Consider the following 12,041-nt stretch of genomic DNA (forward strand, 5'->3'; position numbering starts at 1 on the left):
CATCCGAGCCGAAACAACGGAGAGTCATCCAGTGAGCAAACGAGTCGGCGAACTCGCGCAGTTCCCGGAACACGGGCGTCGCGTCATCTTCTACCTGTTCTACGACCCCGAGGGACACGTCGACGACTACGTGCTCTACAAGCTCGAGCGTCTCCGCCCCTTCGCGCAGCACATCTTCGTCATCGTCAACGGCACCCTGACGGATGAGGGCCGCAGCCGGCTCGAGACGGTCTCCGACACGATCTGGCTCCGGGAGAACGTCGGGTTCGACGTCTGGGGCTACAAGGAGGGCCTCGCCCAGTTCGGGGAGGAGCGGCTCGCGGAGTACGACGAGATCCTCCTCATGAACTACACCTGGTTCGGCCCGATCAACCCCTTCGAGCCCGTCTTCGAGCGCATGAACGCCCGCGCGGTGGACTTCTGGGGGATGACCGACCACGACGAGCAGACCCCCAACCCCTTCACCCGGAAGGGTGTGCTCCACCGTCACATCCAGTCCCACTGGATCGCGGTGCGCAAGAGCATGTTCCAGAGCGAGGCCTGGCGCAGCTACTGGCGCGATATGCCGATGATCCGGACGTACACCGACTCGATCCTGAACCACGAGTCCCGGTTCACGCACCACTTCTCGGAACTGGGGTTCGTCCACGAGGTCGCGTTCCCCAAGGACGACTACTCCACCTGGCACCCCGCGTTCTACGACGCGGAGGCACTGCTCGACGACGGCTGCCCCGCGCTGAAGCGGCGCCCGTTCTTCCACGACCCGCTCCTGCTCGACCGTCACGCGATCATCGCAAGGCGGTTCGCGGAGAAGGCCGAGTCCCTGGGCTACCCGGTCGACATGATCTGGCGGAACATCTCGCGCAGTTCCCAGCCGAAGGCGTTCAACACGAACGCGGCCATGCTCGAGATCATGCCCGACGTCGCCATCGGCTACGACGAGACGTCGCCGCTGCGGGTGGCCGTCATCGCGCACATCTTCTACGAAGAACTGACCGACGAGATGCTCGCCCACTGCGCGACCATCCCCTCGCCGTACGATCTCTACGTCACCACCACCGACGACAAGCGGGCAGCCGCCATCCGCGCGGTCATCGACGGCCGCGGCGACCCGAACCTGCAGCGCGTCGACATCCGGGTCCTGCCGTCCAACCGCGGGCGTGACATGGGGGCGTTCTTCGTCGGCTGCGCCGACGTGCTCCGCAGCGACGACTACGACGTCGTCTTCAAGATCCATTCGAAGAAGACGGTGCAGGAGGGCAAGAACGCCGGTGACATGTTCCGGCGCCACCAGCTCATGAACCTGCTCAACTCGCCCGGGTACACCGCGAACCTGCTGGGCCTGTTCCAGAAGGAGCCGGGGCTCGGCATCGCCTACGCGCCCACGATCCACATCGGGTATCCGACCCTCGGGCGCGGCTGGTTCGGGAACAAGGATGCGGCCGAGGAACTGGCGAAGAAGCTCGGCATCCACGTGCCCTTCGACGAACCGACCCCGCTCGCGCCGTACGGGTGCATGTTCGCCTTCCGCCCCGAGGCGCTGAAGCTGCTCACCGACGTGGACTGGTCCTACGGCGACTACCCCGCCCCGAACAACCACCGCGACGGGAGCGTAGCCCACATCCAGGAGCGTCTCTTCAGCTACGCGGTCGCCGAGCTGGGGTACTACACCAAGACCGTCGCCACGACCCGCTACGCCGCGATCAGCCACACCTCCCTCGAGTACAAGCTCGACCGCATCAGCGCGAACATCCAGGGGTACGCGATCGACCAGGTGCACGTCCTCGACGCGTCCGGCGACTTCCTCGGCGGGGGCCCGATCGGCTACCTGCTCGCCTACATCCGGTTCCACTTCCCGCGGTGGTACCCGCTCGTCGAGCGCGGGTACAAGCCCGTCCGCTCGGCGTACCGCGGCATCCGCTACGCCGTCGACCCGCGGTACCGGAAGTGGCGGAAGTCCCTCGTCACCACCCCGGTGGAAGACGCCGTCGACGACATGGAGTTCCTGTGACGACACTCGCCGAGGCGTTCAACCCGCGGCACAACTCGATCGGCTTCCTGCGGTGGCTGATGGCCTTCATGGTGATCTTCTCCCACGCGGGCCCGATCGCCGGGTTCTACGGTGGGAAGGACCTCGGCGCCCAATGGAGCGACGAGCAGTCGTTCGGCGGGATCGCGCTGTGCGGGTTCTTCTTCCTCTCCGGGTTCCTCATCACCCGGAGCAAGATGGGCTCGACCACCACGGTCCGCTATTTCTGGCATCGGTTCCTCCGGATCTACCCCGGCTTCTTCCTGGTGCTGCTGACGACGGCGTTCGTCTTCGCGCCCATCGCGTGGCTCGCGGAGCACGGGACGTGGGACGGGTACTGGGACGCCGCCACGGAGTCGCCCTTCACCTACTTCTCCAACAACTTCACCCTCCTGCTCAACCAGCTGAACATCGCCGGCATGGGCACCGGGACGCCGCTGTACACCGACCACGGCATCCTCGACTGGAACGGGTCCGCGTGGACGCTCGCGTTCGAGTTCGGTGCGTACATCCTGGTCGCGCTGCTCGGCATCTTCGGGGCGCTCGCCAACCGGGTCGTCGGCGGCATCGTCGCCGTCGGCATCATCGGGCTGTCCACCATGCAGTGGCTCGGGATCGGCGACCTCCCGGGGCTCAGCTTCGTGTTCGGCGACTTCCGGCTGCTGCTGCTCATGGCGCCGTTCGCATGGGGCATGCTGTTCTGCCTGTTCCGCGACAAGGTGCCGATCGACGACCGGCTGGCGATCGCCTGCCTCGCGGTCGCCGGGGTCACCTACGTGAAGGGCGGATGGCTGCTCGTCGGGCAGTACGCGTTCTGCTACGTGCTGCTGTGGTTCGGCATCCGGGTCACCAAGCTCGCCGGCTGGGACCGGCACGCCGACCTCTCCTACGGCATCTACGTCAGCGGCTGGCCGATCATGTGGCTGCTGACGTTCTTCGACGTGCAGGAGTGGGGCTGGTTCGCGTACCACGCGATCGTCATCGTGCTCGTCCACGTGTACGCGTATCTGAGCTGGCACCTCGTGGAGAAGCCTGCGATGAGTCTGAAACGGTGGACGCCGCGGTCCGCGCTGTGGGTCATGGACCGCACCTCCGCGTGGCGTGAACGGCTGTCCGGGTCGATGGCGGACTCGCTGATGATCACGAAGGCGGGTGCGAAATGACCGCGAGCGGCCCCGAAGTGACCAGTCACGGGCAGACGCCGAAGGCCCCGCGTCGCTGGTGGCGCTCCGCGTCGTACGCGCCGCTGACCCTGCTCGGTATCGCCTCCGTCGCCGCGCTCGTGACCGGCGTCGTCACCACCGCGGAACAGCGCACCCACCCGGTCCCGGTGAGCACCGCCACCGGCGGGTCCGCCGCGGACGCCCTCTGCCGCCCCGCGGTCGAACCCGCGGCCGCGGAGCCGTGGCTCGCGGGCGACGGGAGTGCGGAGCAGATCTGGCAGAGCCACGCGGACGAGCTCGCGCAGCCGTACCTCGTCGGCGACGACGGGTGGATCTTCTGGTCGGACTACATCGAGCAGTACGCCTCGCAGGCCGTCGGTCGCGCCACGCTGAGTGCGGAGGAGCTGTCCCGCTGGGTCGCGTACTACGACTCGATCCGGGACGGGCTCGCCGCGGAGGGTGTCGACTTCCAGATCATCGTGACCCCGTCGACCTCGAGCGTCTATCCGGAGGAGCTCCCCGGTTGGATGCAGGAGCTTCGCGGCTCCACGATCATGGATCAGTTCATGTCGGTCGCCGGCGACCTGCCGGTGATCGACCTGCGCGCCCGGCTGCAGGCGGCGAAGGACCCCGACACCCACGTGTTCAGCTGGAGCAACAGCCACTGGACCGACTACGGCGGGTACATCGGCTGGCAGCAGATCGCGGAGTGCACGAACGCGCTGCACCCGGACCAGGCGCCGCTGCAGGTGCCCGAGATCAGCGGTACCGAGATCGTCGGGGACTTCAACGAATGGGCGTCGTACGGGGTGCCGAGCCCCGGGGCTGACTGGGCCGTCCCGATCTTCAGCGAGCCGCTGCAGGAGGTCACGTACACGGACAACACCGGTGAGACGCGGACCGTGCCGGGGGAGACGGTCATGGACGCGAGCTGGCTCCCGCTGGAGACCTCGGTCCCCGCCTCCTGGACCGGCAAGAGCGCGCTCATCATCCGGGACTCGATGGGCGGGGCGATCTCCCCGTACTGGGACCAGGCCTACTCGCCGACGTGGCAGTTCGGGCACGCGTACACGGACTACAGCGCCTGGCCGAAGTACAGGGAACTCGTGGCCCAGTACCGGCCCGACGTCGTCGTGCTGCAACTCGCCGAGCGTCACCTCGTCAATACACCCCCGGCCGGCGCCGCGTACTAGCCTGATCGGGTGAATGGGTCCGTTGTGCGCTGCTCGCTGATCGTCCCGGTCATCGGCGGGATGCTGCTGCTCGCGGCCTGCGCGCCCGAGCCGACGTCGTCACCGTCGGCGTCCGCCCCCACCCGGGCCGCGACGTCGACGCCGGCCCCCACCGGCTCGGCGTCGGCCGGTGCGAGCCCTTCACCGTCCACCACGGTGCCTGCACCCGGCAGCACACCGGTGCCCTCGTCCACCCCCGAGGGCGTCCCGGTCACCGTGATCACCGCCGGCCTCGAGGCCGAGGGGATCGAAGTGACCGCGATCGTCACCGGCGAGACCGATCCGGCGGGTCTGTGCGTGCTCACCGCGTCGCTCGCCGGCGTCACCCGTTCGGCGCAGGTGTCGGTGAACCCCAGCGGCGAGAACAGCTACTGCCCGCTCATGGTCATCCCCCGGGGGGACCTCTCGTCCGGGACGTGGCAGCTCTCGGTCGAGTACCGGGGTGCCGCGGGCGAGGGCCGGTCGGCCCTGCAGAGCGTGGAGGTGCCGTGAACACCCGGACGTCCGCGCGCGTGCGCTTCCCCGCCCTGGCTGCGATCCTCGCCGTCGTCCTCGCGGTGCTCATCCCGCTCGCGGCCGACCCCGACCGGGCCGAGGCGGCGTCCGCCTCGGACTGGGACCCGGGCTACATCATCGACGACCGGGTGTTCTACGACTCCGACTCGATGACCGCCGCCGACATCCAGACCTTCCTGAACAGCAAGGTGTCCAGTTGCGCGAACGGTGTGGTGTGCCTGCGCGACTACGGCCAGGCCACCGGTTCGATCGCCGCCGACAAGTACTGCGACGGCTACCGGGGATCGGCGTATCAGACCGCCGCCCAGATCATCGACGCCGTGGCCCGCAGCTGCGGCATCAGCCAGCGGGTGCTGCTCGTGCTGCTCGAGAAGGAGCAGAGCCTCATCACCAACCGTGCGCCGTCGTCGTGGAACTACACCGCGGCGACCGGCCAGGGATGCCCGGACACCGCACCGTGCGACCCGAACGTGGCCGGCTTCTTCTACCAGGTCTACTACGCGGCACGGCAGTTCGAGGTCTACCGGCTCAACCCCAACAGCTTCGGCTACCGGGCGCAGCGATGGAACAACATCCTGTACAGCCCGAACACGGCGTGCGGCACGAAGAGCGTGTACATCGAGAACCAGGCCACGGCCGCGTTGTACATCTACACGCCCTACACGCCCAACGCCGCGGCGCTCGCGAACCTCTACGGCACCGGTGACGGCTGCTCGACCTACGGCAACCGCAACTTCTGGCGCCTGTTCACCGACTGGTTCGGCAACCCCCGGAGCTACACCGTGCTCGACGGGTTCCAGGCGTACTGGAACGCGCACGGCGGTGCGAACGGCCCCATCGGTGTGCCCGTCTCGTTCGGCGTCTACGTCGCGCAGAACGGGGAGGGCTGGTACCAGCGGTTCAGCGGCGGCACGCTGTACGGCAGCTATTACGGCGGCACGGTGTTCGTGGCGGACAACGTCATCCTGGCCGAGTACAACCGGCAGGGCGGCCCCTCCGGCGCCATGGGGTGGCCGAACTCCGAACAGGCGTGCGCCACGGGACTGCGATGCTGGCAGTCGTTCACGAACGCGATGATCTCCACCTCGCAGGCGTACGGCGCCCACGTGCTCTGGGGCGGCATGAAGGACCACTGGATCGCGACCGGTGGCGCGACCGGGACGCTCGGCGCGGCGCTCAACGACATGGTGGTCGCCGAACCCGCCGGCGGCATCGGGTGGGTGCAGAACTTCGAGGCGGGCATCCTGACCCAGTCCGCAGCCGGGTTCCAGCTCGTCCCGTACTCGCGGGTGCAGGAGGTCTGGTCCGCGAGCGGCGCCTGGCAGGGGCCGCTCGGGTGGCCCACCGCGCCGTACGGATGCGACGCGTCGTTGTGCGTGCAGTCGTTCGGCGGCGGCGTCGTCACCGACACCGCGCTCTTCGGGGCGCACGCGGTGACGGGCGCGTTCGCCCAGGAGTGGAACGCGCGCGGCGGACTCAGCGGACTCGGAGCCGCGTACAACGACGCGACTCGGGTCACCGCGAACGGCGGTGGAACCGTGCAGAACTTCGCGGCGGGCATCCTCGCCTCCTCGTCCGCGGGCACCTTCCTGGTGCCCTACGGCGACATCCAGTCCGCATGGTCGGCCGCGCAGGCCGAACGCGGCACCTACGGCTGGCCGACCTCCGCGCGCACCTGCGACGCACAGGCCTGCGTGCAGCAGTTCGGCGGCGGCGTGTTCTCCTCGTCGAGCTGGGGGCTGCACGCGACGTTCGGGTCGCTCGCGACGGTCTGGCGGGAGAACGGCGGCGTCGCGGGGTTCGGCCCGGCGATCAACGGCATCCGGTTCGGTGCGGCCGGCGGCGGCGCGTGGAGTCAGCACTACACGAAGGGCGTGCTGACCCAGCGGGTCGGTGCGCAGCCCGTGTTCAGCTTCTACGGGCCGATCATCGACATGTGGTACCACTACGGCGCGGAGAACACCTGGCTCGGCTGGCCGGAGTCGGCCGCCGTCTGCGAGGCGGGCGTGTGCACGCAGCGCTTCCAGAACGGCATTGCCCGGACCGACGGCCGCGGGGTGTCGTTCACCACGCGGTAGCGCCGACGGCGGTTCGCGCCCGCCAGGTCAGTGGTGGGCGGCGAACGCCACGTCCGCCGCGACCGTCCCGATGCTCCGCTCACTGCCCTCGACGTGCAGCATCGCGGCCTGCCACAGCACCGCGGAGTCGGAACGGCCGACATCCGTGGCGCGCGCGTTGACGAAGTACTCGCCGACGCCGAAGTGCACTTCGCGGATGTGGAAGTCGAGATCCGTCCGCGCGCCCGCACGCAGCGGCGCGAGGTCCTGCTTCAGCCGGTCACTGCTGGTGCCGAGGACCATCTGACCGTTCGGGGTGTCGATGCCGAAGCCCGCGGTCCAATTCGTCACGTCCATCGACGCCTCGACGGTGAGCCGGATGGTCACCGAGCCCCCCTGGCGCACCCGGGTGACCGGTCGACCGTCATCGTCGAGGAGCTCGGCGCCGACGACCTGCAGCGGGTGCGGCTCGGGCACCTCGTCGTCCTCGTCGTCCTCGGCGTCGTCCGCGACGCTCACGGCGCGTCCCTGCTCGAGGATGTCCCGAAGGACGCCCAACCCCTGCTGGGCGTCGCCGTGGAAGGCCACCTTGCCCTCGTGCATGACGAAGGTCTCGTCGCACAGTTCGGCGATCTGGGATGCCGCGTGACTGACGATGATGATCGTCCGCCCTTCCTGCTGGAAGCTGCGGATCTTGTCCATGCACTTGCGCTGGAACGCTTCGTCGCCGACCGCCAGCACCTCGTCGACCAGCAGGATGTCCGGGTCGGTGTGCACCGCGACCGCGAACGCGAGCCGCATGTACATCCCCGACGAGTAGAACTTCACCTCGCTGTCGATGAAGTCGCCGATGCCCGAGAAGGCCACGATCTCATCGAACCGGTCCTCGGTCTCCTTGCGGGTGAGGCCGAGCAGCGCCGCGTTGAGGAAGACGTTCTCCCGACCGCTCAACTCCGGGTGGAACCCGGCGCCGAGCTCGAGGAGCGCCGCGACGCGGCCGCGCACGAGCACCTCACCCGAGTCGGGGGAGAGGATGCCGCCGATGAGCTTGAGCAGGGTGCTCTTGCCCGAGCCGTTCGCACCCAGCAGACCCACGGTGGTGCCGGCGTGGATCGACAGCGAGAGCCCGTCCAGTGCGGTGTGCACGCGCCGGAACCGGCGCGCCTTCACCGAGTTCAGCACGCGGTCCTTCAGGGTGTTGTCGCTGCGCACGACGAAGGTCTTCGAGACCTGCTCCAGGCGCACGATCTCCGGGGTGTTCACGGCGCCCACCATCACAGCTCCTGTGCCAGGCTGCCCTGCATACGCTGGAACAGCGTGTGCGCGACGAACAGCAACGCGAGACCGACGACCCCGGCGATCCCCATGCGCAGCGCGAGGTCGGAGGGGAAGTCCGCGGGGGTCCCGCCCGCCCAGAGGGCCTTGTGGAAACCGAGGACGGCGAGGGTCAGCGGGTTGTCGGTGTAGATCTCCAGCACCCATGCGGGCAGGCCGAAGCGGGCGATCACGTCGGCGACCATCTGCCACGAGTACACGATGGGGGACGCCCACATCAGCAGGGTGAGCATGATCTCGGTGATGTACTGCACGTCGCGCAGGTACACGTTCAGCGCGGACAGCAACAGCCCGAGCGCGAGTGAGTACACGATGACCAGCGCGATCGAGGGCAGGATGTACACCAGCCCGGCAGGGTCCGGCCACATCCCGAACACCACGATGGCGCCGATGAGCACGACCATCTGCATCGCGAACAGGAAGATCGCGCCGCCGACCGAGGCGAGCGGGAAGATCTCGCGGGGCAGGTAGATCTTCTTGACGAGCCCGCCGTTGCCGACGATGGAACCCGCGGCCGAACCGATGCTCTCCGAGAACAGGGCGTAGATCGTCAGGCCGGAGAAGATGTAGATGCCGAAGTTCGGGACGCCCTTGGCCGCGCCGAGCACCTCGCCGAGGATGAGGTAGTAGGTCAGCAGCATCACCAGCGGACGGATCAGCGTCCACAGGAACCCGAGCGCGCTGCCGCGGTAGCGCACCTGCAGGTCGCGCCGGGTCAGCAGCCACAGCAGTTCGCGATGGCGCAGGATCTCCCGGATCCGGTGCGCGGGCTTGTCCGAGTCGCCGCCGACCGGTCGCATGGGGAGCGTCGCGAGCCGGGCGAAACGTGCCTCAGCGGTCATCGGACGCAGTCCTGCGGAGAACGGGCTTCGGGCACACGACGAATATACTTGACGGCACCATGAGTACCTCTCAGGAAGCTGAACGTGTGATCGTCACCGGGGCGGCGGGCTACATCGGCCGCCACGTGGTCACGGCGCTGTTGGACCGGGGACACCGGGTCGTCGCAGTGGTCCGGCCCGGCCGCGGGGCCGAGATCGACCCGCGGGCGCAGATCCACGAGGCGGACGTGCTCGACCCGGCGTTCGACGTCGCCGATCTCGTCGACGAGACGACCCGGGCGTTCGTGCACCTCGCGTGGCAGGACGGCTTCACGCACAACGCGCCGTCCCACATGCTGATGCTCTCGGCGCACTACCGTCTGCTCACCCGCGTCGCCGAACTCGGCGTCCCACGGCTGAGCGTGCTCGGCACGATGCACGAGGTGGGGTACTGGGAGGGCGCGATCGACGCGGAGACCCCCACGAACCCGCGTTCGCTGTACGGCGTCGCCAAGGACGCGTTGCGCTCCGCCCTGTTCCTGGCCCTCCCGGAGTCCGTGGAGCTGGCGTGGCTGCGCTGCTACTACATCTACGGCGACGACCGACGGAACAACTCGATCTTCACCCGGCTCCTCGAGGCGGTGGAGCGCGGCGACAGCACCCTGCCGTTCACGTCCGGCCGAAACCGGTACGACTTCATCGACGTCCGCGAGCTCGCCGACCAGATCGCGGTCGCCTCCACCGCGCCGGGGGTGACCGGCATCCTGAACTGCTCCTCCGGCGAACCGGTGTCGCTCGCCGACCAGGTCGAGCGCTTCATCGCCGACCAGGGCCTGCCCATCTCCCTCGAGTACGGGGCGTTCCCGGACCGTCCCTACGACTCGCCCGCGGTCTGGGGAGATGCCTCGCGCATCCGGGAACTCATGGCCGCGCATCCCCGACGGTGACCTCCAGGACCGCCCGGTAAGCTGACCGGCGATGTCTCTCGAATACGGAAAACCCCTTCGCGCAACGCAAACCCCGATCCCCGGGATGCTGCTCATCGATCTGCCCGTCCACGGTGACAACCGCGGCTGGTTCAAGGAGAACTGGCAACGCGAGAAGATGCTCGAGATCGGCGTCCCCGACTTCGGGCCGGTGCAGAACAACATCTCCTTCAACACGGCGGTCGGCACCACCCGTGGCATCCACGCCGAGCCGTGGGAGAAGCTCATCTCGATCGCCTTCGGCCGGGTGTTCGGCGCCTGGGTCGACCTCCGTCCCGGTGACGGCTTCGGCACGGTCTTCACCGCGGAGCTCGACCCCACCACCGCGATCTTCGTCCCCCGCGGCGTCGGCAACTCGTATCAGACGCTCGAGCCGAACACCGCCTACACCTACCTGGTCAACGAGCATTGGAGCGCCCAGGCGCAGTCGGAGTACACCTTCGTGAACCTCGCCGACGAAGAGCTCGCGATCGCGTGGCCGATCGCCCTGTCCGCCGCGGAACTCTCGGAGAAGGACCGGCTGCATCCGCGACTGGCAGAGCTGCGCGGATGACCGCCGCGACGCCCGTCCGGCGGGACCTGCGCGACCGCATCGGCGGCTCGCGCTGGCTGCCCGTGGTGACCATCGTGCTCATCACGGTGGTCGGCGCCGTCATCACGTGGTTCCGGGTCCCGGACGGCGAGCAGGACCGGGTGTGGGCGGAGGACGCGAACATCTTCCTGCACGAGGCCCTCGAGTACGGGCCGTGGAACGTCCTGTTCAACGGCTACGCGGGGTACCAGCATTTCGTGCCGCGACTCGTCCTCGCGGTGATCTTCCCGTTCTTCGACCTCGCGGACTACGCCGTGCTGGTGTTCGCCATCTGCAGCGTGCTCACCGGACTCACCGCCGCGGGCGTCTACTGGCTTTCGCGCGACCTCGTGCCGTGGGTCCCCGCCCGACTGACCCTGGCCGCAGTGACCCTGGTCCTGCCGCTGGCCACGCAGGAGACCGTGGGGAACCTGGCGGACATCCACACCTATGCGATGTGGCTCGTCCCGTGGCTGCTGCTGGCCAGGCCCCGCACCTGGGGGACGAGCATCGGCTGGGCGCTCGTCACGTTCGCGGTCGTCGGCACCGAGGTGCAGGCGGTGTTCTTCGTGTTCCTGCTCGCGTTCCGCCTGCGGCCGCGCGATCGGCTGTCCTGGCCGGTGGGTGCTGCGTTCCTCGTGGCCTCCGCGCTGCAGATCGGCACCGCGGTGCTGATGGGACGCAGCACCGGCAACGGTCCGCTGAGCGTCCCCTCCACGGTGCTCGGCTGGATGGTGAACACCGTGATGCCGCTGGTCACCGCGGATCCGGTGACCATCCGGGCCTGGATCCTGGCCGGTGGGGTCACCGTCGCACTGATCATCCTCGTGCCGCTGACGGCGGCCGCGGTCATCGCGCTGGTCTGGGGGAACGGGGACCAGCGGGTTCTGACCATCGCCCTCCTGCTCGGATCCGCAGCGATCTACGCGGGGAGCGCATGGGCGAACAGCGACGTCTGGTTCATGTACGCGGAGGAGGGACTGGGCGAGATCGAACGGCTCGTGGTGAACATCCGTTACGGCGTCGCCTCCGGCATGATGCTCGTCGCGGTCGTCCCCGTCGCCGCCGCGGTCATCGTGCGCCGCGCTGCGGGACGCACCTGGCCGCGGGTCGTCGCGGGGCTCGCCTGCCTCGGGCTGGTCGCCGTGCTCTCCTACGGCAGCACCATGACGCTGTCGATCCGGAACTGGGTGGGCCCGTGGTCGCCGGCGGTCGCCGAGGCGGTGGCGGAGTGCGCCGACGCACCGGCGACGGGCGTCGTCACGCTGCCGGTCGCGCCCGATCGCTCGATCGACCTGACCTGCGAACAGGTGCTCGCGCACACCCGCTGA

At 68.7% G+C, this 12,041-nt stretch carries 9 protein-coding genes and 1 pseudogene; 8 read left to right on the top strand and 2 right to left on the bottom strand.

What is annotated here, in order from left to right:
- The first annotated feature begins 31 nt into the window (after positions 1 to 31).
- Genes ACWAUO_RS08980 through ACWAUO_RS09000 form a run of 5 tightly spaced genes read left to right on the top strand, consistent with a single transcriptional unit; the run spans position 32 to position 7,018 of the window.
- Positions 32 to 2,011, top strand: coding sequence for a rhamnan synthesis F family protein (locus ACWAUO_RS08980; protein ID WP_460774803.1), 1,980 nt, complete (start codon positions 32 to 34; stop codon positions 2,009 to 2,011).
- Entirely contained in the window at positions 2,008 to 3,192 is a 1,185-nt protein-coding gene (locus tag ACWAUO_RS08985; protein ID WP_460774805.1) for an acyltransferase family protein, read from the top strand. Before ACWAUO_RS08980 ends, ACWAUO_RS08985 begins: the two co-directional genes overlap by 4 nt.
- Positions 3,189 to 4,385 carry an alginate O-acetyltransferase AlgX-related protein gene (locus tag ACWAUO_RS08990; RefSeq protein ID WP_460774806.1) on the top strand — a complete coding sequence of 399 codons (1,197 nt, stop codon included), beginning with the start codon at positions 3,189 to 3,191 and terminating at the stop codon, positions 4,383 to 4,385. Before ACWAUO_RS08985 ends, ACWAUO_RS08990 begins: the two co-directional genes overlap by 4 nt.
- A 9-nt stretch (positions 4,386 to 4,394) precedes the next feature.
- Positions 4,395 to 4,916, top strand: a complete 522-nt coding sequence (locus ACWAUO_RS08995) for a hypothetical protein (protein ID WP_460774807.1) — start codon at positions 4,395 to 4,397, stop codon at positions 4,914 to 4,916.
- Positions 4,913 to 7,018, top strand: a complete 2,106-nt coding sequence (locus tag ACWAUO_RS09000) for an LGFP repeat-containing protein (RefSeq protein WP_460774809.1) — start codon at positions 4,913 to 4,915, stop codon at positions 7,016 to 7,018. The genes ACWAUO_RS08995 and ACWAUO_RS09000 overlap by 4 nt, the downstream gene beginning before the upstream one ends.
- 27 nt (positions 7,019 to 7,045) lie before the next feature.
- On the opposite strand, the gene ACWAUO_RS09005 is transcribed toward ACWAUO_RS09000, so the two are convergent.
- Together ACWAUO_RS09005 and ACWAUO_RS09010 are read right to left on the bottom strand one after the other, a co-directional pair.
- Complete coding sequence (locus tag ACWAUO_RS09005) at positions 7,046 to 8,272, bottom strand: ABC transporter ATP-binding protein (protein WP_460774810.1); 1,227 nt, start codon at positions 8,270 to 8,272, stop codon at positions 7,046 to 7,048.
- Positions 8,272 to 9,174 (bottom strand): ABC transporter permease, encoded by a 903-nt coding sequence (locus ACWAUO_RS09010; protein WP_460774812.1) that lies wholly within the window; start codon positions 9,172 to 9,174, stop codon positions 8,272 to 8,274. Before ACWAUO_RS09010 ends, ACWAUO_RS09005 begins: the two co-directional genes overlap by 1 nt.
- 59 nt (positions 9,175 to 9,233) lie before the next feature.
- Between ACWAUO_RS09010 and ACWAUO_RS09015 the strand changes: the two genes are divergently transcribed.
- The 3 genes and pseudogenes from ACWAUO_RS09015 (at position 9,234) to ACWAUO_RS09025 (ending at position 12,041) form a co-directional block, all read left to right on the top strand.
- Complete coding sequence (locus tag ACWAUO_RS09015; RefSeq protein ID WP_460774814.1) at positions 9,234 to 10,100, top strand: NAD-dependent epimerase/dehydratase family protein; 867 nt, start codon at positions 9,234 to 9,236, stop codon at positions 10,098 to 10,100.
- 31 nt (positions 10,101 to 10,131) lie between these two features.
- Positions 10,132 to 10,683, top strand: a pseudogene (locus tag ACWAUO_RS09020) (dTDP-4-dehydrorhamnose 3,5-epimerase family protein); the annotation flags it as partial.
- Positions 10,684 to 10,688: 5 nt separating this feature from the next.
- Positions 10,689 to 12,041, top strand: coding sequence for a hypothetical protein (locus ACWAUO_RS09025; RefSeq protein WP_460774815.1), 1,353 nt, complete (start codon positions 10,689 to 10,691; stop codon positions 12,039 to 12,041).

The organism is Microbacterium sp. GXF7504 (assembly GCF_054798235.1).

What these genes read in the sequence shown, in the direction of transcription:
- ACWAUO_RS08990 (WP_460774806.1), top strand. Translation starts at nt 3,189, where the DNA reads ATGACCGCGAGCGGCCCCGAAGTGACCAGTCACGGGCAGACGCCGAAG.
- ACWAUO_RS09005 (WP_460774810.1), bottom strand. Translation starts at nt 8,272, where the DNA reads ATGGTGGGCGCCGTGAACACCCCGGAGATCGTGCGCCTGGAGCAGGTC.
- ACWAUO_RS09010 (WP_460774812.1), bottom strand. Translation starts at nt 9,174, where the DNA reads ATGACCGCTGAGGCACGTTTCGCCCGGCTCGCGACGCTCCCCATGCGA.
- ACWAUO_RS09015 (WP_460774814.1), top strand. Translation starts at nt 9,234, where the DNA reads ATGAGTACCTCTCAGGAAGCTGAACGTGTGATCGTCACCGGGGCGGCG.
- ACWAUO_RS09025 (WP_460774815.1), top strand. Translation starts at nt 10,689, where the DNA reads ATGACCGCCGCGACGCCCGTCCGGCGGGACCTGCGCGACCGCATCGGC.